The organism is Pseudomonas sp. HS6 (assembly GCF_023375815.1).
Classification (GTDB): domain Bacteria; phylum Pseudomonadota; class Gammaproteobacteria; order Pseudomonadales; family Pseudomonadaceae; genus Aquipseudomonas.
Genome location: NZ_CP067412.1, coordinates 2,906,701 through 2,927,324, shown reverse-complemented (window position 1 = coordinate 2,927,324; position 20,624 = coordinate 2,906,701). Strand labels below are relative to the sequence as shown.

Here is a 20,624-nt window from a genome sequence, read left to right as displayed (position 1 = left end):
TACAGCGCGGGACTACTTGAAACGTCACGGAGAACCACACTATGAGCACCGAAAGTGCTTCGAGTCGAGGCCGTCTGCTACCGAGCCTGCTCGGCATTCTGCTTCTACTGATGGGCCTGGCCATGCTGGCCGGGGGAATCAAGCTGAGCACGCTCGGCGGCTCGCTGTACTACCTGCTGGCCGGTATCGGCATCACGCTGACCGGCATTCTGCTGCTGATGCGTCGCCGCGCAGCACTGGGCCTGTACGCCATCGTGCTGTTCGCCAGCACCGTCTGGGCGCTGTGGGAAGTCGGTCTGGACTGGTGGCAACTGGTGCCGCGTCTGGCGCTGTGGTTTGTCCTCGGCTTCGTGATGCTGTTGCCGTGGTTCCGTCGTCCGCTGCTGCTCAACGGTCCTGCACCGATGGGCACCGGCGGCCTGACCGTGGCCGTGGTTCTGGCCGGCGTCACCGCTCTGGCCAGCCTGTTCACCCACCCGGGCGAAACCTTCGGCGAACTGGGTCGCGACACCGCCGACACCACCAGCACCGCGCCAGCCATGCCCGATGGCGACTGGCAGGCCTACGGCCGCAGCGAATTCGGTGACCGCTACTCGCCACTGAAGCAGATCACCCCGGCCAACGTCGGCAAGCTGCAAGAAGCCTGGCGCATCCAGACCGGCGATCTGCCGACCGCTGATGACCCGGTCGAGCTGACCAACGAAAACACCCCGCTGAAAGCCAACGGCATGCTCTACGCCTGCACCGCTCACAGCAAAGTGCTGGCGCTGGACCCGGATACCGGCAAAGAACTGTGGCGCTTCGACCCGCAGATCAAGAGCCCGGTCGGCTTCAAGGGCTTCGCCCACATGACCTGCCGTGGCGTGTCGTACTACGACGAAGCCGATTACGCCAAGTCTGCAACCGCCGCCTCCGCTGTCATCTCCGAGGCCGGCAAAGCCGTCGCTCAGGCATGCCCGCGTCGCCTGTACCTGCCGACCGCCGATGCACGCCTGATCGCACTGAACGCCGACACCGGCAAGATCTGCGAAGGCTTCGGCAACAAAGGCGTGGTTGACCTGACCCAGGGCATCGGCCCGTTCACGCCGGGTGGCTACTACTCCACCTCGCCAGCCGCGATTACTCGTGATCTGGTGATCATGGGCGGTCACGTCACCGACAACGAGTCGACCAACGAGCCGTCCGGCGTGATTCGCGCCTACGACGTGCGCGATGGTCATCTGGTATGGAACTGGGACAGCAACAACCCGGACGCCACTGAGCCGTTGGCCCCGGGCCAGATCTACAGCCGCAACTCGGCGAACATGTGGTCGCTGGCCAGTGTTGATGAAAAACTCAACATGGTTTACCTGCCACTGGGCAACCAGACCCCAGACCAGTGGGGCGCCGACCGCACCCCGGGCGCCGAGAAATTCAGCGCCGGCGTAGTAGCCCTGGACCTGAGCACCGGTAAAGTGCGCTGGAACTACCAGTTCACCCACCACGACCTGTGGGACATGGACGTCGGCAGCCAGCCAACCCTGCTGGACATGAAAACCGCCGACGGCATCAAACCTGCGCTGATCGCCCCGACCAAACAGGGCAGCCTGTACGTCCTCGACCGTCGTGACGGCACGCCGATCATCCCGATCCGCGAAATCCCGGTTCCGCAAGGCGCCGTGAAAGGCGATCACACCGCCCCGACCCAGGCCCGTTCGGACCTGAACCTGCTGGCCCCGGAACTGACCGAAAAAGCCATGTGGGGCGCCAGTCCGTTCGACCAGATGCTGTGCCGCATCCAGTTCAAGGAACTGCGCTACGAAGGCCAATACACGCCTCCGTCGGAACAGGGCAGCCTGATCTACCCGGGTAACGTCGGCGTGTTCAACTGGGGCGGTGTGTCTGTCGACCCGGTTCGCCAGATGCTGTTCACCAGCCCGAACTACATGGCCTTCGTCTCGAAAATGGTGCCGCGTGCTGAAGTCGCCGCCGGCAGCAAGCGCGAGAGCGAAACCGCGGGCGTGCAACCGAACACCGGCGCGCCATACGCGGTGATCATGCACCCGTTCATGTCGCCACTCGGCGTACCGTGCCAGGCACCTGCCTGGGGCTACGTCGCCGGTATCGACCTGACCACCGGCAAAGTCGTCTGGAAACGCAAGAACGGCACCAGCCGCGACAGCTCGCCAATCCCGATCGGCTTCACCCTGGGCGTGCCAAGCATGGGTGGCTCGATCGTTACTGCTGGCGGCGTCGGCTTCCTCAGCGGCACCCTCGACCAGTACCTGCGCGCCTACGACGTGAACTCCGGTAAAGAACTGTGGAAATCGCGTCTGCCTGCGGGCGGCCAAGCGACCCCGATGACCTACACCGGCAAGGACGGCAAGCAATACGTCCTGCTCGTGGTGGGTGGTCACGGCTCGCTGGGCACCAAGATGGGTGACTATGTGATTGCTTACAAACTGCCGGAATAAGCTTTAACGGCGGTAAGGAAAAAGGCGATGCCCTGTGAGGGGTGTCGCCTTTTTTTGTGGGCTGCGTTTTCTTATACGGGGGGTGTATGTCCTACAGACAGGGTATTTGCAGGGGATGTTTCTGACATGTCGCGTCGGTTGTCGCTCGGAAACGGGGTGGATAGGCTTTGGGGGTCGCTGCAAATTCAGCGATGGGGCGTCGCGGCCCGACTTCTGAGGCATAATTGCCGCCGCTTAATAGCAGCACCTCAAGTGCTTGTTTATGGTGGCTGTGCGCGGGATACCTTCGGGTATGCCGAATGCCTCAGGTCGGTCCGCGAACCCGCGTACAGCTGCCACCCCTCTTTTTGCGTCGCGGCAATTAGAGGGATGGACCCATTCCTGAGGAGTAATAAATGAAAAAACCGACACCCAATCCCCCCGAATCAAACGACGCATCGCCCTACGAATCGCCGGACTCCAAGAAACTCCACGAAGCCGCCGAGCGCGCGCTCGACCACTACCTGAAACCCAACGCCACCACCCTGCGCTTCCATAAACCCAGCACCATGTTCCAGGTCGCACCCGATCAGGACAGCGAAAGCCTGCTGGTCCACGCCTGCGAATCACTGGCACAGGCCAGCCTCATGACCAGCGACATCGCCGCACACATCGACCTTCCGCAGCGGCGGACGATTCTGGCCATTCAGCAAATCATCATGCTGGCTGAGCTGGCGGTGAATCGGGTGCTGGACAATGTTGAGGTCAGTCGATATTCGGCATAAATGTGGGTGAGATCTCTGCGGGAGTATGGCTTGTGGTGTGTCAATCTGGGCGCTGCCCTCACCCTAGCCCTCTCCCGGGGGGAGAGGGGACTGACTGAGGTGTTTGGGAGAGGTACGCCGACGTGAGATACCGAGTTGCACTCAAGTTTTAAGGCTCCCATCGGCTCCCTTTTCCTCGCACCACCACCACCACCACCACCACCACCACCACCACCACCACCACCAAACACCGAAAAAGGTAACCCCAAAGGCTTTACCTTGGCGTACGGCCATCGCCGTCGCTTGGGTTCCTTCGCTCCAGGATTGCTCTGCAGGCATCACCTACGGTTCGCTTCGCTAAACCTCCCCCTGCTCCTCACCACTCAACACGATGAGCGTTAGCTCGAGTAAAGCTTTTGACGTGCCGGCCCCATCGGAAGGCTGAGTGGAGGGGTTTATCCGGGGGTGGGAGCGCAGCGACCGTGCGGCGCAGCCGCATGCATCGAGAGGAGGTGCAGCGAAGCAAACCGTAGGCGATGCCCCCGGATGAATCCCGGAACGAAGGAACGCCGAGCCACAGCGAGGGGCCGAACGCAGGGGCCCAGACCTTTGGTTCCTTTGGGGCGTTTGCCAAAGGGACTCGCCGTAAGGGCGAAACCGCCAGCAGGCGCACCCGTAGAAACGGATATTCACCCCAAACACCCAGAGCATGGCCGGCCCAAAGGCCGCCAAGCCCAAACCCAAAACCCTGTCAAAACCCTGAACACACACCCAGAAACATCCAGACCCATTGAAACCACCCAAAGCCTGCCCCATCTAACCCCCATACCCAATTGCGCAGGTGCCCCATGAGCGACCAGCAAGAATTCCCCGAGAACCCCGACGACATCACCGAAACCCAGGCCGACCCCATCGAACACCACGTCCCCGGCAAAGGCCTCGCCCTGCCCGGCCAGAACCTGCCGGACAAGGTCTACATCATCCCGATCCACAACCGCCCGTTCTTCCCGGCACAAGTGCTGCCGGTCATCGTCAACGAAGAACCCTGGGCCGAAACCCTCGAACTGGTCAGCAAATCCGAACACCACTCCCTGGCCCTGTTCTTCATGGACACCCCCCAGGAAGACCCGCGCCACTTCGACACCAAGGCATTGCCGCAATACGGCACCCTGGTCAAGGTGCACCACGCCAGCCGCGAAAACGGCAAACTGCAATTCGTCGCCCAGGGCCTGAGCCGCGTCCGCATCAAGACCTGGCTCAAGCACCATCGCCCGCCGTACCTGGTGGAAGTCGAATACCCGCACCAGCCCACCGAGCCGACCGACGAGGTCAAGGCCTACGGCATGGCGCTGATCAACGCGATCAAGGAACTGCTGCCGCTCAACCCGCTGTACAGCGAAGAGCTGAAGAACTACCTCAACCGCTTCAGCCCCAACGATCCGTCACCGCTGACCGACTTCGCCGCCGCCCTGACCTCCGCCACCGGCCCTGAATTGCAGGAAGTGCTCGACTGCGTGCCGATGCTCAAGCGCATGGAAAAAGTCCTGCCGATGCTGCGCAAGGAAGTCGAAGTCGCGCGCCTGCAGAAAGAAATCTCCGCCGAAGTGAACCGCAAGATCGGCGAGCACCAGCGCGAGTTCTTCCTTAAAGAACAACTCAAGGTCATCCAGCAGGAACTCGGCCTGACCAAGGATGACCGCAGCGCCGACCTCGAACAGTTCGAGCAGCGTCTGGAGGGCAAAGTCCTGCCGACGCAGGTGCAGAAGCGCCTCGAAGAAGAAATGAACAAACTGTCGATCCTCGAAACCGGATCGCCGGAATACGCGGTCACCCGCAACTACCTCGACTGGGCGACCTCGGTGCCGTGGGGCGTGTACGGCGAGGACAAGCTCGACCTCAAGCACGCGCGCAAGGTGCTCGACAAACACCACGCCGGCCTCGATGACATCAAGGATCGCATCCTCGAATTCCTCGCGGTCGGTGCCTACAAAGGCGAAATCAGCGGTTCCATCGTGCTGCTGGTGGGCCCGCCGGGCGTGGGCAAGACCAGCGTCGGCAAATCCATCGCCGAATCCCTTGGCCGGCCGTTCTACCGCTTCAGCCTCGGCGGCATGCGCGACGAAGCCGAGATCAAGGGCCACCGCCGCACCTACATCGGCGCGCAACCGGGCAAACTCGTGCAGGCGTTGAAAGACGTCGAAGTAATGAACCCGGTGATCATGCTCGACGAGATCGACAAGATGGGCCAGAGCTACCAGGGTGACCCGGCCTCGGCGCTGCTGGAAACGCTTGATCCGGAACAGAACGTCGAATTCCTCGACCACTATCTGGACCTGCGGATGGACCTGTCGAAAGTCCTGTTCGTCTGCACCGCCAACACCCTGGATTCGATTCCCGGCCCGTTGCTGGACCGGATGGAAGTGATTCGCCTGTCGGGCTACATCACCGAAGAAAAAGTCGCCATCGCCAAGCGTCACCTGTGGCCGAAACTGCTGGAAAAGGCCGGGGTGTCCAAAGGCAGCCTGAGCATCAGCGACACGGCGCTCAAGGCCTTGATCGACGGCTACGCCCGTGAAGCCGGCGTGCGCCAGCTGGAAAAACAGATGGGCAAACTAGTGCGTAAAGCCGTGATGAAGCTGATCGACGATCCTAAAGCCGTGATCAAGATCGCCCCGAAAGACCTCGAAGCGTCACTCGGCCATCCGGTGTTCCGCAACGAGCAAGTGCTGTCCGGCACCGGTGTGATTACCGGTCTGGCCTGGACCAGCATGGGTGGCGCGACCTTGCCAATCGAGGCCACACGGATTCACACCTTGAATCGTGGCTTCAAACTCACCGGGCAACTGGGTGATGTGATGAAGGAGTCGGCGGAGATCGCCTACAGCTACGTCAGTTCGCACCTGAAATCCTTTGGCGGCGATCCGAAATTCTTCGACGAAGCTTTCGTCCACCTGCACGTGCCGGAAGGCGCAACACCGAAGGACGGCCCGAGCGCCGGCGTGACCATGGCCAGTGCCCTGCTCTCCCTCGCCCGTAATCAGCCGCCGAAAAAAGGCGTGGCCATGACCGGCGAACTGACGCTGACCGGGCATGTACTGCCGATTGGCGGGGTGCGCGAGAAGGTGATTGCGGCGCGGCGGCAGAAGATTTTCGAGTTGATTTTGCCGGAGGCGAATCGGGGAAATTTTGAAGAGCTGCCGGATTACCTGAAGGAAGGCATTACCGTGCATTTCGCCAAACGGTTTGCGGATGTGGCGAAAGTGTTGTTCTAACAGCAGAAATCTGCACTGCCAAGGATAGGCCTTGGCAGTGCACCGCTTTTATATAGCTGCCCGATATACTCTCGATAACAAAAAACGATAAAAACCTGTCATAAATGACAGTACACCCGCACTCGAAAGACCATCAAACTTCCTGCCAAAACCTTGCAACCAGGAAGTCATTATGAACATCAAAAACAAAATTAAAATTCTTGTAGACGGCACTGCCTCCCTCAACATAACTGGCACAATGAATGGGACATCCTTCAATTTAGCCAAGACTTTAATGACTGCAGAAGGAAAAGTTGATTACTTCAGCAAAACCCCCAGCATCAACTTAATTAAAGACCACGAACTCGCTAGCGAAAGATCGTTGCTCCTTTCGCTAGCCGACCCAAGCAACCCCAGCCCCATCAGCTTTACAGAGTTTATTTCAGTGGAAAACGTTACTGCGCCGGGACGAGAATATTTTCCCTTTGAAATTACCAGTACCGATATAAAATCTACCAGAACCCAGTTATCTCCGACGATATCCCATTACAAAATAACCGATTTAAAGATTGAAGCGAGATCTGTCCAACATAACCAAACTCGCACAATTACCGGCACCGCAGAGTTTCTGATTTGCGAAATTGCGTAGCCCACTGAAGCCCCCCAAGAGCTATGACCATGACAACCCCGAAAAAATTAAATGCAGCTTTTGTAAGCGGAGAGTTTAAAATCACTGCCGTAACAACAGCTGAAAACCATAAACTTATCCCAGAAATTTTCGTCACTAAAATATTGGATGGCATTACAAGTCCAACACTAGACATCCAACTGAACATCATTATACAAAGTTCCGGCACCCTGAAAAAAATCACCATGGAAATTCCATTTGGAGCCAATCCGAAACTTATAGGATATTTAGAATCCATAATTGGTGTAAGAGGAGTAGACGCCGTGTCATATAACATCTCCCAAGAAGAGATAACATGCACAATAACGAAGCTGACAGACAACTTGTTCGAATACGACATACACACCCTCAAACTCGCGAGCAGCTCCAGCCTGGTTCGTCGTACTAGCCAAATTTCAGGTAGCGGCAAATTACTGATACAGCATATCTAGGCATCAGCACTGTCTGTTGAGTTCATTGAAAAACCCCACAGACAGTGTTTTATCTAGCACCGCAATTCATTCGGGGATTGCATCCACCCCCGTCACACTTTGTCTCATCTTCAGTTATGCTCGCCGTTCGTCGCCAACGCCGGAGCTGCTGAGCCTATGTCCCCCACTCGCCTGTTTGTCCCCCTGTCCCTCGCCCTGCTGGCCGCCTGCGCCACGCAACCGAAAACCAACGTGACCGTGGAAAAACAGAGCGAATGCCCGGTGCGGCTGACCAACGGCCAGAATCTGATTGTCATGCTGCCGAGCAACCCAACCACCGGCTACCGTTGGGCCATTCAAGACTCCGCTGGCGGTGTGCTGCATGCGCTGAGCCCCGAGGTCTACAGCAGTCCGAAAGACTCCGGCATGGTCGGCGCGGGCGGTTTTTCCACCTGGCGTTTCCAGGCCTTCGCTCCCGGCACCGGACGCCTGCGCCTGACCTCGCAACAACCTTGGGAGCCAGAAGTCGAGCCGGTGGAAACCTTTGACTGCGCGATCTCGGTGAACTGATCGTGGGCTGGCTGATCCTGGCGCTGATGGGCGCAGTGACCTTTCTCTATGGCGTGAGCACCCACGCGGCGTTGCTCTGCCTGCTGGTCAAACCGCTGCCGATACTGGCGCTACTTGGCTGGTTGCACGATGCCCCGCCCAGCGACTACCGCCGCTGGATCAGCCTCGGTCTGATTTTCTCGTTGATCGGCGATGTGCTGCTGGCGTGGCCGGGGGATCTGTTCGTCTTCGGTCTCGGTGCATTTCTGGTCGCGCACCTGGCGTATCTCAAGGCTTACCTCAGCGATTGCCGGCGCTTGGCCCTGCTGCCGCTGATTCTGGCGCTCAGCGTCGGCGCCGTGCTGTTGGGCATATTGATCGGCAGCGGACTCGGTCCGTTGACCGTGCCGGTAATCGTCTACGGCACAGCCATCAGCGCCATGCTCTGGCGCGCGCTGGCCCGACTCGGCAGCGGTGTACCGCAACGTTCGGCACTGCTGGCGGCGGGCGGCGCGGTGGCGTTCGTGTTTTCTGACAGCGTGATCGGCATCAACCGGTTTGTGTCACCGTTCAATGCGGCGCCCTACATCATCATCCTCAGTTACTGGCTGGGGCAGTGGGGGATTGCAGCGTCGGCGTTTTCACAGAGCAAGTGTCCGGAGCGTTGAGCCGGCGGTTTATCAGACAACCCGCGCATCTGCGCGCCAGTTTGGCTAAAATGCCGGCCTTTTCATCGACACCGCCGGAACCGCCGTGAGCAAAGAACCCGATCGCATTTTCGCCCAGCCGATGGCCCAGGTGCCTGACTTCGCCTTCAACGAAGACGTGGTGCGGGTGTTCCCGGACATGATCAAGCGCTCGGTGCCGGGTTACCCGACCATCGTCGAGAACCTGGGCGTGCTCGCGGCGCAGTTCGCTCAGCCGAACAGCGTGCTTTACGACCTCGGTGCTTCGCTGGGTGCCGTGACTCAGGCTCTGCGCCGCCACGTACGTACCGACGGTTGCCGGGTGATCGCGGTGGATAACTCGGCAGCGATGGTCGAGCGCTGCCGTGAATACCTTAACGGTCAGGACTCGATGTTCCAGGAGTTGCTGCCGGTCGAAGTGATCGAAGGCGACATCCTCGCCCTCGATTTCAAACCGGCCTCGGTGGTGGCGCTGAACTTCACCCTGCAATTCATCGCCCCGGATCAGCGCACGGCGTTGCTGTCGCGCATTCGTCAATCGTTGCTGCCGGGTGGCGCGCTGATTCTGTCGGAGAAGCTGCGCTTCAATGACGCCGAAGAACACGCGTTACTCACCGATCTGCACGTCGCGTTCAAACGCGCCAACGGCTACAGCGAACTGGAAATCGCCCAGAAGCGCAGCGCCATCGAAAACGTCATGAAGCCCGACAGCCTCGAAGAACACCGCGAGCGCCTGTTGGCCGCCGGGTTCTCGAAAGTCGTGCCGTGGTTCCAGTGTCTTAACTTTGCCTCGTTGATTGCCTTGCCATGATTGATCTGTCCCCCCTCGCCCGCCGTCTGGCCGGCACACCGCTGGCCGAATGGGCCAACACCCTGCAAGCGCAGCTCGACAAGAAAATGGAAAAGGGTCACGGCGACCTGGAGCGCTGGCAAAGTGCACTGGACGCCTTGCCGAAGATCCAGCCGACTGAAATCGACCTGCTCGACGGCCTGAAGCTGGACACCGATTGCGACGACGAAACTCGCGCACAGATGCGTACAGCCCTGATGGGCCTGTCGCCGTGGCGCAAGGGGCCGTTCGATCTGTTTGGCGTACACGTCGACACCGAATGGCGTTCGGACTGGAAATGGTCGCGGGTCGCCCCGCATCTGGACTTGAAGGGCAAACGCATTCTCGATGTCGGTTGCGGCAATGGCTACTACATGTGGCGCATGCTCGGTGCCGGCGCCGACAGCGTGATCGGCGTCGATCCGAACTGGCTGTTTTTCTGCCAGTTCCAGGCGGTGCAGCGTTATTTGTCAGAACCGAATGCCTGGCATCTGCCGTTCCCCTTTGAGGACCTGCCACCGAATCTCGAAGGCTTCGACACGGTGTTTTCGATGGGCGTGTTCTATCACCGTCGTTCGCCGATCGAGCATTTGCTGGCGCTGAAGGATTGTCTGGTGAAGGGTGGCGAGCTGGTGCTGGAGACGCTGGTGGTCGAAGGCGACAAGCATCAGGTACTGGTGCCGGAAGACCGTTATGCGCAGATGCGTAATGTGTGGTTTTTGCCGTCGGTGCCGGCGCTGGAGTTGTGGCTGCGTCGTGCCGGGTTTACTGACGTGAAATGCGTGGATGTGAGCACCACGACCGTCGAAGAACAGCGCGGCACAGAATGGATGAAGTATCAGTCGCTGAGCGATTTCCTTGATCCGGAAGATCACAGCAAGACGATCGAAGGGCTGCCAGCGCCGATGCGGGCGGTGATTGTCGCGAAGAAGTAACGATCCCTCCAGACACTGCAAAAAATTGTGGGAGCTGGCTTGCCAGCGATAACGGTGGATCAATCGACATCAATGCTTGATGTGCCGACGCCATCGCTGGCAAGCCAGCTCCCACAGGGTTTGATGTTGTTCTTCAGTCTGCGGGTTTTGCCCGCCGCGCTCTGAAGAACTCGGTCAACACCGCCCCGCACTCCTCCGCCAACACCCCACCTTCATACAACACTCGATGGTTGAGAAAGCCCTGGGTAAAGAACTGCCCCTGGCTCTGCACAATCCCGGCCTTGGGTTCCAGCGCGCCATACACCACGCGGGCAATCCGCGAATGCACGATCAAACCGGCGCACATGCTGCACGGCTCCAGGGTCACGTAGAGCGTGCTGCCCGGCAGGCGATAATTGCTGACTGCCTGAGCGGCGGCGCGGATCGCGACCATTTCTGCATGCGCGCTCGGATCGCTCCCCGTGATCGGGCAGTTGAAACCGCGACCGATGATTTCACCATCCTGCACCAGCACGGCGCCCACCGGCACTTCGCCCAGGGCTGCGCCTTGGGCGGCCAATGCCAATGCTTCACGCATGAAGTCGCGGTCTAGGCTGCGGTCGATGATCGCCGCGGGGCGAATCTGGCGCATCACTTCACCTCGATGGCGGCCATCAGGCCGGTTTCCATATGGTCGATCACGTGGCAGTGGAACATCCACACCCCCGGGTTATCCGCCACCAGCGCCACTTGCGCGCGTTCGTTCTTGCCCAGCAGGTAAGTGTCGGTGAAGTACGGCACGATCTTGTGCCGGTTCGACGCAATCACCTTGAAGCTCATGCCGTGCAGGTGGATCGGGTGTTGGTACTGGGTCATGTTCTTCAGTTCGAAAATATAGCTCTGGCCCAGTTTCAGGCTGGCAATCGGTCGGTCGGCACAGGTCTTGTCGGTGATGTCCCAGGCCTTGCCGTTGATCTGCCACAGACTCGGCGGCTTGCCGTTGTCGACATTCACCGACACCGAACCGACCCATTCGAAATTGAAGTTGAGTTTCTCGGCATTGGCCAGGTCAGGCTCAGCCACCGGGTTGGCCGGCAAGGCTTTTGGCCAGTCGGTCGGCGCGTCATTGTTGGCCACCGAACGCAAGGTGCCCAGACGTACCGGACCATTGCGCAGCGACAGTTCCTCACCGGCCGGCGGCGCCTTGATCGCCAGGCAGATACGCATGCCCGGGCCGAGCCAGTACTCCTTGCCCAACGGGCGCGGCTCGACCGGGTTGCCATCCAGCGCGTAGATCTGCGCTTCGACACCGGGAATATTGATGCGGTAGGTCAGGGTGTTGTCGAGGTTGAGCAAACGTACTCGGGTGATCTGCCCGGCCGGCAATTCGATGACCGGCGCAGGCACGCCGTTGATGGTCGACAGCCGCCCCGCCGTGCCGCCACGGGCCGCTTCGCGCGGAATACTGAATTCGACAAAGTTGCCCTCGTCGTCGATGTGCCAGTTCTTCAGGCTCAGGGTCTTTTCGTACTTGAACCCCGTCGGCTCACGCTCTTCGACGATCAACGGTCCGACCAGCCCGCGACCGAGTTCTTCGCTGCTGCTGACGTGCGGGTGATACCAATAGCTGCCGGCGTCCGGCACGCGGAATTTGTAATCGAAGTATTCGCCCGGCAGCACCGGCAATTGCGAAACGTACGGCACGCCGTCCATTTCCAACGGCAGGCGGATGCCGTGCCAGTGAATGGTGGTCGCGACCGGCAAATGGTTGATGAACCGCACACGCAGCCACTCGCCCTGGCGCACGCGCAATTCGGTACCCGGCGCCGAAGGCCCGAACGCCCAAGCCTCGGTCTTGTGTCCTGGCACCAGCTCGACGTCCAGTGGCGCGGCAATCAGCTCATAGTCATGCCCCGCATCGGCATCGGCCATCTTACCCAGCCAGTAACGCGACGCGCCCCCCGCTCCCACGCCAACGACAACAAGACCGGCCAGGCCACCGAGGATTTGGCGACGGGTAAAGGACATGAACTCAACTACCTCACGTATTTGCGGCGGGCGCCGGGCCCGCAAAAGGCGAATACGATACACCTGCGCTTGCGAAACAGTAAGGCCGGCGCGGCGGATGGCCGCAGATCATGACAACTTTGGGTGGTACATAGTTAATGCACTGTCGCTGAGCGAACGGGTCACCCTGTCGGCCTCTCTCTCAAGGAACAGAGCGAATGAACTCAGCAGTAAAACGCCCACTGCCCAATGCTGCCGACAAGGCAGCCCTCAAGGCCATGGCCACTCAGGTGATCAAGGCCTGCCCGAGCCTGAACGATACGGCCCGTGTGGTCGCCAGCGAATTGCTCGCCAGACATGAGCTCGCCGGTTTTGACCCCGACCACGTCTACTTTCACCGGTTCAGAACCGCCCAGAGCCTGTCGACGTCGTTCACCGGATGGCAGCACTATGGCGAGAAGCCCTATGAAAGCCAGACCCTGACACAGTTGGTCGTCCACCGATTTCGCGAGACGGATCAAGACAACGCCGATTTGCTGGATCTTTACGGGGGTTTTTACTCCACAGGCCCGGACACCGAAAACTTTGACGCAACCAACGAAGTTCACTTGCACGGCAACGAGGTACTGAACGAGTTCTGGAGCATCAACTTCAGTGAGCGTTATCGCAATGAACTGCAAACATTCTGGAGCAGCCATTCCAGCGAATTCCGCACGCTGGCCAAATGTAACTTCCTCGGCAAAGCTGTCGAAGCGCGGGAACTCGGCCATCTCACCGATGAGGATTTTCAATCTGCAGTCGATGCAGTCATTGGCCCATTGACCTGGCCGGTCAGCCTTCAAACATTGCAAACCGAAACTCCGGTCAGCCAGTCCGTTCGGGTTCGCGCACTGAAAATCGATGGTCGCGCGGCCACCGACATCCTGCGCATCATCGATTCAAACGACCGACAAATCATCTACGTGCCCGGCGACACCGAGGCGTTCCATGTACTCGAGACCCCCAGCGATCTGCACTGGTGGGTCTTGCAACAGCTGAACGAGAAGGCACCTCGCGAACTGTTCCTGAAGCATTTTCCACTGGCAGACCGACACGGCATGACCGAAAACATCAGTGACCTGATGAATCGACTGGTCAGCACCTGGGGGCATTCCGATCATCAACTGGTCAACCAGAATGACCGGGCGATAACCATCGATGCATTCAACTGGCTGCGTGACTCCTCCCGCGAGACCATGTTCGCCGAAGCCAACCTGTCCCTGACGTCCAATGGCGATCTGCGCAAGAAACTTTGGACCGGTTACCTGACCGTCGGCCTGAAAGCATTCGGTCCGATGGCCGTCGTGGGCTGGCCCGTGGCGTTGCCAGTGATCGGCGCCAGCCTCGCCAGCATGGGAATGAACATCGACCAAGCGGTTAATGGCAAGACCCCCCAGGAGCGCAAGGAAGGTGTGATCGGGGCAGTCTTCAGCGCGATTGATGCTCTGTTCAACCTCCCGTTTCTGAAAGGTGCTGGAACGCTGGCGGAAGCCGCCGAGACAAGTGAATTGACAGATTCCGGTATGGCAGTGCAAAGGGAGTCAGAACTATCGAACGAGATTCTGCCCGCCCTGGAGCCGTTACCCGCGGCACCTTCCGAAACCGTGTCACTTCCCGAGATCCCGCAAACCTATCAATCCAATGAATTGCTGGACGGAATGACACCGATCACGGAGCCAGGCAAGTATCAGGGAATCTACCGACTGAACACAGAACCACCCCACGCCATCGTAATGAATGAAAGAGCGTATTACGTCCGTTACTTTTCCGACTCACAGGGCGGCGGATTCTGGGCGATTGTCGACCCCGCGAAGCCCAATCAACTGACTCATGCATTACCGGTACGCTTGAACAGCGAAGGTGTCTGGGAACGGATGACACGATTGGGGCTCAAGGGAGGAGGCCAGTGCCTGGGAACGTTATGCGACGTTGAGGTGGCACTGGAACTCGATAGGCGTGAGCCTTTACCGGAGGAGCCTCCGCCACCCGCAGCACAACCTGCACCCAGTGCCCCCGTGGCCGTCGAGCCTCAGCCCTCGACGTCGAGAACCATCCGCCTGATCAAGACGCCTTATGCCGTTGACGCCGCGCGAGAACGGGAACTGCGACGCTGGGCACTGGAGTTGCGTGAAACCCATCTGCACGTGCAAATCGGTCCGGATGGAGGACTGATATCTCTGGATCGTTACGGCCTGTACTTCGTCGACAAAGCCAGAACGCTCCTGTCCTCTGCAAGACGTTTCTATCGAAATCTTCCGTGGGCGACCCTGCCGCCACGTCCGCCAATCCCCCCCGTCACAGCAAACACACGTGTTGCGGATTTTCTTGCGCAGGCACTGGAGGCATCGCCCGGCTTGGTCATCGGGGAGACACCAGGACGCATCACCAGCATGCGCCTCATCATTCAAAACATGCCGATCCTTGTGCGCCAAGGGGTCAGGACTCTCTACGTGCGACGATTGCTCAGCGACTTTGCCCAGGCTGATCTCAATGATTACTTCACGTCAGGGATCATGTCTGATGACCTGCAACAATACCTGAGCCGTCTTGGCACCGATCCCGCCGGTCAATTTGACGAACTGGCACTGGTAAAAGCCGCTAGGCAGAACGGCATTCGAGTCCAAGGCATCGATTGCGCGGCGACTTACAGAAAATCCGTTTCACTCACCTTGCCGGAGGAACAGGTTTCGACCAACCACCTGACAGCCGACATCATGTTCATGGACAAATCCATGAATCAGGTCGGTAAGTGGATCGTGCTGACAGGCGTGGAAAACACCAATACCTTCAGGGCCATCGCCGGTATCAGCGAACTTGAAGGCGGCATCGGTATACGAATTGAAGAAGTCGAGCCGGGGCTGGGCGAGCACGTGACGGTAGACCCGGGAATCGACATCGAACGGGGGCCGCAGTCACAGACCCCCATCATGCGCGGAACAGTCGACACCCACTACGCCGATATGCTGTTGCAAATGGAGGCGCCGCCAGTCAGCCGCAGCGAGCTGCAAATTCACCGGTTGTTGTATCGCGCAGGGATGTATGTTTTCGATCGTGTCGAGGGCATCTACCAATTGTTTCACCGCAGTCAGACAGGCGAAATTGTGCGAACGCCTGCCCAGACATTCGCCGACGGACGCTATTACATTGATCGTCCGTCCTGGGGCCCGGTCCACCGTGTTCCCTACGACAGCCTTGAGCAACTATCCAGCGCTCTGAAACAGATGGGGCTGCAACTTCAAAGCCGTCTTCCAGGCTGACGGCCCCGTCAGCCAGACGAAAAAAAGCCCTGGCCAAGGCCAGGGCTTTTCAATGCATCAATGCAACCTGCGTCGCAGGATCACTCCCACTCAATGGTCGCCGGCGGCTTGCTCGACACGTCGTAAGTGACGCGCGAGATGCCTTCGATTTCATTGATGATGCGGCCGGAAACGGTTTCCAGCAGCTCGTAAGGCAGGTGTGCCCAACGTGCGGTCATGAAGTCGATGGTTTCCACGGCACGCAGGGCCACGACCCAGGCGTAACGGCGGCCATCGCCCACCACGCCAACCGATTTAACCGGCTGGAACACCACGAATGCCTGGCTGACCTTGTGGTACCAGTCGGCTTTGCGCAGTTCTTCGATGAAGATGTGGTCAGCGCGACGCAGCAGGTCGGCGTATTCCTTCTTCACTTCACCGAGGATCCGCACACCCAGGCCCGGGCCCGGGAACGGGTGGCGGTAGACCATATCGTACGGCAGGCCCAGTTCCAGGCCCAGACGACGAACTTCGTCCTTGAACAGCTCGCGCAGTGGCTCGACCAGTTTCAGGTTCATCTCTTCCGGCAGGCCGCCCACGTTGTGGTGCGACTTGATCACATGAGCCTTGCCGCTTTTCGCGCCAGCCGACTCGATCACGTCCGGGTAGATGGTGCCCTGAGCCAGATACTTGATGTTCTCCAGTTTGTTCGACTGGGCATCGAATACGTCGATGAAGGTGCGACCAATGATCTTGCGCTTCTTCTCTGGATCGGCTTCGCCGGCCAGGTTGTTCAGGAACTGGTCTTCAGCGTTGGCGCGGATCACCTTGACGCCCATGTTCTCGGCGAACATGGCCATAACCTGCTCGCCTTCGTGCAGACGCAGAAGGCCGTTGTCGACGAATACGCAGGTCAGTTGATCGCCGATGGCCTTGTGCAACAGCGCCGCAACCACCGAGGAGTCCACACCGCCGGACAGGCCCAGCAGCACGTTGTCGGTGCCGACTTGTGCGCGGATGTTGGCGATGGCGTCTTCGGCAATCTTCGACGGGGTCCACAGTGCTTCGCAGCCGCAGATGTCGAGGATGAAGCGCGACAGGATGCGACCGCCCTGCTTGGTGTGGGTCACTTCCGGGTGGAATTGCACGCCGTAGTAAGCGCGCTCGTCGTTGAACATGCCAGCGATCGGGCAGCTCGGGGTGCTGGCCAGGATGTGGAAGTCTTCCGGCATCTTGGTGACCTTGTCACCGTGGCTCATCCATACGTCGAGGCCGAACAGGCCGTCGGCGTCGATGTGGTCTTCGATGCCGTCGAGCAGGCGGCTCTTGCCGACCACGTCAACGCGGGCATAACCGAACTCACGCAGCTCGGAACCTTCAACCTTGCCACCCAGTTGCTCGGCCATGGTCTGCATGCCGTAGCAGATACCGAAAACCGGTACGCCCAGGTCGAACACCGCTTGCGGGCAGCGCGGGCTGTTGGCTTCGTGCACGGACTCGGGGCCGCCGGCGAGGATCACGCCTTTTGGCGCGAATTGGCGAATGGCTTCCTCGTCCATGTCGAACGGATGCAGTTCGCAGTACACGCCGATCTCGCGCACGCGGCGGGCGATCAGTTGTGTGTATTGCGAACCGAAGTCGAGGATCAGGATGCGGTGAGCGTGAATGTCGAGGGCCATGATTCAGTCTCGTCTAAGTAATTCAGAAACAGTCTTGATTCAGAAACGACTCGGGGCTGAATAAAACAGCCCCGGTCATTTAACGTTTTGCTTGAAGCCTCAACCTACGCGGTAGTTTGGCGCTTCTTTGGTGATCTGCACGTCGTGAACGTGGGATTCGGCCATACCGGCACCGGTGATCCGCACGAACTCAGGCTTGGTGCGCATTTCTTCGATGTTGGCGCTGCCGGTGTAACCCATCGAGGAACGCAGACCGCCCATCAACTGGTGAATGATCGCGCTCAGGGTGCCCTTGTAAGGAACACGGCCTTCGATACCTTCCGGAACCAGTTTCTCGGCGCCTGCCGAGGAGTCCTGGAAGTAACGGTCGGAGGAGCCTTGAGCCTGGGACATGGCGCCCAGCGAACCCATGCCGCGATAAGCCTTGTACGAACGGCCCTGGAACAGTTCGATCTCGCCCGGCGCTTCTTCGGTACCGGCGAACATCGAGCCCATCATCACGCAGGAAGCACCGGCAACGATGGCCTTGGACAGGTCACCGGAGAAACGGATGCCGCCGTCGGCGATCAACGGAACGCCGGTGCCTTCGAGGGCAGCGGCAACGTTGGCGATGGCACTGATTTGCGGAACGCCGACACCGGCGACGATACGGGTGGTGCAGATCGAGCCAGGGCCGATACCGACCTTGACGGCGTCGGCGCCGGCTTCGGCCAGGGCCTTGGCGGCTGCGCCGGTGGCGATGTTGCCGCCGATCACCTGCACTTCAGGGAAATTCTCTTTGACCCAGCGAACGCGGTCGATCACGCCTTTGGAGTGACCGTGAGCGGTGTCGACCACCACCACGTCCACACCAGCGTTAACCAGAGCGGCAACGCGGTCACCGGTGTCTTTACCGGTACCGACTGCAGCACCAACACGCAGACGACCTTGGTCGTCCTTGCTGGCCAGCGGGTAGGCCTTGGCTTTTTCGATGTCTTTGACGGTCATCATGCCTTTGAGGGCAAACTTGTCGTCGACGATCAGGACTTTTTCCAGACGGTGCTTGTGCAGCAACTCGCGGACTTCGTTCTTGTTGGCGCCTTCGCGAACAGTGACCAGACGCTCTTTCGGCGTCATCACTTCACGAACGGTGGCTTCCAGACGAGTTTCGAAACGCACGTCACGGGAAGTGACGATGCCGACCAGGTCGCCATCGTGCAGCACCGGAACGCCGGAAATGTTGTGCATGCGGGTCAGTTCGAACAGATCACGTACCGTGGCGTCAGCCTCGATGGTGATTGGGTCCTTGACCACACCGGCTTCGAACTTCTTGACCTTGCGGACTTCGGCAGCTTGCTGCTCGATGGTCATGTTCTTGTGGATAATGCCGATGCCACCTTCCTGAGCCATGGCGATTGCCAGACGGGCTTCAGTGACGGTGTCCATGGCGGCAGAAACCAGAGGAATATTCAGTTCGATGCCACGGGTGAGGCGGGTCTTGAGACTGACTTCGTTAGGAAGCACCTCGGAATAACCAGGCACTAAAAGAATGTCGTCGAAGGTCAGAGCTTCTTGGCTGATACGCAGCATCGCGGGGGCTCCCGAGCGGGAAAATGGAAGCGCGCCATTATAGTCAGACACCCCTTCGGGTTCAATGTAAAACTTGTCTTATATCAATGTTGCTGATGTACGGGAAAAGCAGCCCCTACAACTCGACCTTGACCCAGCTCACCGGTTGATCCAGCCAGTCGGCGAATTCGTCGATGAAACTCTGCTTGAACCCCGCCTCCAGCCAGTTGTTGAAGATGAAACCGAGGTTGGAAAATCCGCACTCCTGCAAATACAAAAAACCGTTGATGTCGTCTTCATGTCCGCATTCAGGGCAGGTGAAATTATCGGTACGCCCCGGCATCCAGTCCTCCAGGCTTTCGAACAGCACTTCGCCGATCTCCTGGCGACACTCGGCGCAACCGGCCTCTTCGAGAAAGCCTTTGGCCGGCGTGTAAATGCAGCGCTTGGTGACGACCTCCAGACCATTGATCGGCTCACCGAACGGCAGCGCCTCGGGGTGCAGCACTACCGCGCGGGCGCCATCGGCGATCGCGTAGGCCATGCGATTGCCGGTGCGCCCACAGGTGCTCAGCTCTTCCTTGACGATGTTCTTGCGCACCAGCCAGCGCAGGATCGCCCGGGCCCGGGGTTCGTGCACCGGCAGGTTGGAGATTTTCGGGACGATGATGCTTTGGGAGTTCATGGTGCAAGCCTGCTGCGTCAAAGGATGTTCTGCGACGAACGCGGCCGGCAGCTTAATCCCTGAGACAATCCGGTCAAGTGCTTAAATAGCGGCCGATCAGCGCCAGACCGCTCGCCAGCACCAGCCAGGTCACCAGCCGCACGAAGGCCTCGCGGGACAAACGCATGCTCAACCGCCGCCCGACCCACAGTCCCAGCGCCATGGCCGGCAACAGGCACAGTGCAAGCATCAACAAGGGTAGCTCGGCATACACCCCGGCGATGGCGAACAGACTCAAACGCACCACCGTGCTGCAACTGATCAGCGCACTTTGCGTGGCCCGGGCCGCATCCTTGGGCAGTCGGCTGTTGAGGTAGATCGCATAAAGAAAGCCGCCGCTGCCAAACAATGCGCCGAACAGTCCGCCCACCGTGCCCATCGGCAAAGCCCACACGGCAGACAACTGCGCCGGTCGCGCCTTGATCCACAAGCTGTAGACCGCGTAGGCACTGATGAACAGCCCCATCAGCAGCAACAACAGATCGGACTTGAGGTTGAGCAGAAAGATCACCCCCAGCGTGCACCCCACCGCCATGCACGGCAGCAGCCGCAGCAACTCCGGCTTCGCCACATCACGCCGCGACGGCAGCAGATTGCCGAACGCCGCGACGAAATCCATCAGCACCAGCAACGGCACGATCTTCGACAATGGCATGAACAGAATCAGGATCGGCCCCGCCACCAGCGCCGTGCCGAAACCGGCAATGCCGAACACGATGTAGGCCAGCGCGATGGCCAGCCCGATCACCACCCAGCCCTGCGCGCCCCACGACCATTCGCTCAACAACCCCGCCACGCTCATTCGCTCGCTTCCTTTATAAGCCTGCGATGACTTTAGCCAGCGCCGAGGGTTGCGACTAATATCTTC

16 protein-coding genes are annotated in these 20,624 nt (G+C 59.5%); 10 read left to right on the top strand and 6 right to left on the bottom strand.

Annotated elements, in window-relative coordinates:
• Window positions 1–41: 41 nt before the first annotated feature.
• From JJN09_RS13285 to cmoB, 9 genes are all read left to right on the top strand, one after another.
• Window positions 42–2,453 carry a glucose/quinate/shikimate family membrane-bound PQQ-dependent dehydrogenase gene (locus tag JJN09_RS13285; RefSeq protein WP_249490528.1) on the top strand — a complete coding sequence of 804 codons (2,412 nt, stop codon included), beginning with the start codon at window positions 42–44 and terminating at the stop codon, window positions 2,451–2,453.
• A 395-nt stretch (window positions 2,454–2,848) separates the two neighbouring features.
• On the top strand, window positions 2,849–3,217 hold the full coding sequence (locus JJN09_RS13280; protein WP_249490527.1) for a DUF6124 family protein: 369 nt from the start codon (window positions 2,849–2,851) through the stop codon (window positions 3,215–3,217).
• An 827-nt stretch (window positions 3,218–4,044) separates the two neighbouring features.
• Entirely contained in the window at window positions 4,045–6,468 is a 2,424-nt protein-coding gene (lon, locus tag JJN09_RS13275) for an endopeptidase La (RefSeq protein WP_249490526.1), read from the top strand.
• 172 nt (window positions 6,469–6,640) lie between these two features.
• On the top strand, window positions 6,641–7,096 hold the full coding sequence (locus tag JJN09_RS13270; RefSeq protein ID WP_249490525.1) for a hypothetical protein: 456 nt from the start codon (window positions 6,641–6,643) through the stop codon (window positions 7,094–7,096).
• A gap of 29 nt (window positions 7,097–7,125) precedes the next feature.
• On the top strand, window positions 7,126–7,566 hold the full coding sequence (locus tag JJN09_RS13265) for a hypothetical protein (RefSeq protein WP_249490524.1): 441 nt from the start codon (window positions 7,126–7,128) through the stop codon (window positions 7,564–7,566).
• Window positions 7,567–7,722: 156 nt separating this feature from the next.
• Window positions 7,723–8,115: a protease inhibitor I42 family protein gene (locus tag JJN09_RS13260; RefSeq protein ID WP_249490523.1), complete on the top strand. Its 393-nt coding sequence runs from the start codon at window positions 7,723–7,725 to the stop codon at window positions 8,113–8,115.
• Window positions 8,116–8,117: 2 nt separating this feature from the next.
• Entirely contained in the window at window positions 8,118–8,762 is a 645-nt protein-coding gene (locus JJN09_RS13255; RefSeq protein ID WP_249490522.1) for a lysoplasmalogenase, read from the top strand.
• Between the two features lie 121 nt (window positions 8,763–8,883).
• Window positions 8,884–9,591 carry a carboxy-S-adenosyl-L-methionine synthase CmoA gene (cmoA, locus tag JJN09_RS13250; protein WP_218888027.1) on the top strand — a complete coding sequence of 236 codons (708 nt, stop codon included), beginning with the start codon at window positions 8,884–8,886 and terminating at the stop codon, window positions 9,589–9,591.
• A complete protein-coding gene (gene cmoB, locus JJN09_RS13245; RefSeq protein ID WP_249490521.1) occupies window positions 9,588–10,544 on the top strand; it encodes a tRNA 5-methoxyuridine(34)/uridine 5-oxyacetic acid(34) synthase CmoB in 957 nt (318 codons plus the stop codon). Before cmoA ends, cmoB begins: the two co-directional genes overlap by 4 nt.
• Before the next feature lie 133 nt (window positions 10,545–10,677).
• Here the strand turns inward: cmoB and tadA are convergent, their stop codons facing one another.
• Window positions 10,678–11,175, bottom strand: coding sequence for a tRNA adenosine(34) deaminase TadA (gene tadA / locus JJN09_RS13240; RefSeq protein WP_249490520.1), 498 nt, complete (start codon window positions 11,173–11,175; stop codon window positions 10,678–10,680).
• Window positions 11,175–12,551 carry a multicopper oxidase family protein gene (locus JJN09_RS13235; RefSeq protein WP_025109201.1) on the bottom strand — a complete coding sequence of 459 codons (1,377 nt, stop codon included), beginning with the start codon at window positions 12,549–12,551 and terminating at the stop codon, window positions 11,175–11,177. Before JJN09_RS13235 ends, tadA begins: the two co-directional genes overlap by 1 nt.
• Before the next feature lie 197 nt (window positions 12,552–12,748).
• On the opposite strand from JJN09_RS13235, the gene JJN09_RS13230 reads away from it, so the two are divergent.
• Window positions 12,749–15,826 (top strand): membrane-targeted effector domain-containing toxin, encoded by a 3,078-nt coding sequence (locus JJN09_RS13230; RefSeq protein WP_249490519.1) that lies wholly within the window; start codon window positions 12,749–12,751, stop codon window positions 15,824–15,826.
• A gap of 80 nt (window positions 15,827–15,906) precedes the next feature.
• Here the strand turns inward: JJN09_RS13230 and guaA are convergent, their stop codons facing one another.
• The 4 genes from guaA to JJN09_RS13210 form a co-directional block, all read right to left on the bottom strand.
• Complete coding sequence (guaA, locus tag JJN09_RS13225) at window positions 15,907–17,484, bottom strand: glutamine-hydrolyzing GMP synthase (protein WP_249490518.1); 1,578 nt, start codon at window positions 17,482–17,484, stop codon at window positions 15,907–15,909.
• Between the two features lie 99 nt (window positions 17,485–17,583).
• Window positions 17,584–19,053, bottom strand: a complete 1,470-nt coding sequence (guaB, locus tag JJN09_RS13220; RefSeq protein WP_085709413.1) for an IMP dehydrogenase — start codon at window positions 19,051–19,053, stop codon at window positions 17,584–17,586.
• A gap of 115 nt (window positions 19,054–19,168) precedes the next feature.
• Window positions 19,169–19,717, bottom strand: a complete 549-nt coding sequence (locus tag JJN09_RS13215) for a sugar ABC transporter ATPase (protein ID WP_249490517.1) — start codon at window positions 19,715–19,717, stop codon at window positions 19,169–19,171.
• Between the two features lie 73 nt (window positions 19,718–19,790).
• Window positions 19,791–20,558, bottom strand: a complete 768-nt coding sequence (locus JJN09_RS13210; protein ID WP_249490516.1) for a sulfite exporter TauE/SafE family protein — start codon at window positions 20,556–20,558, stop codon at window positions 19,791–19,793.
• Window positions 20,559–20,624 lie beyond the last annotated feature (66 nt).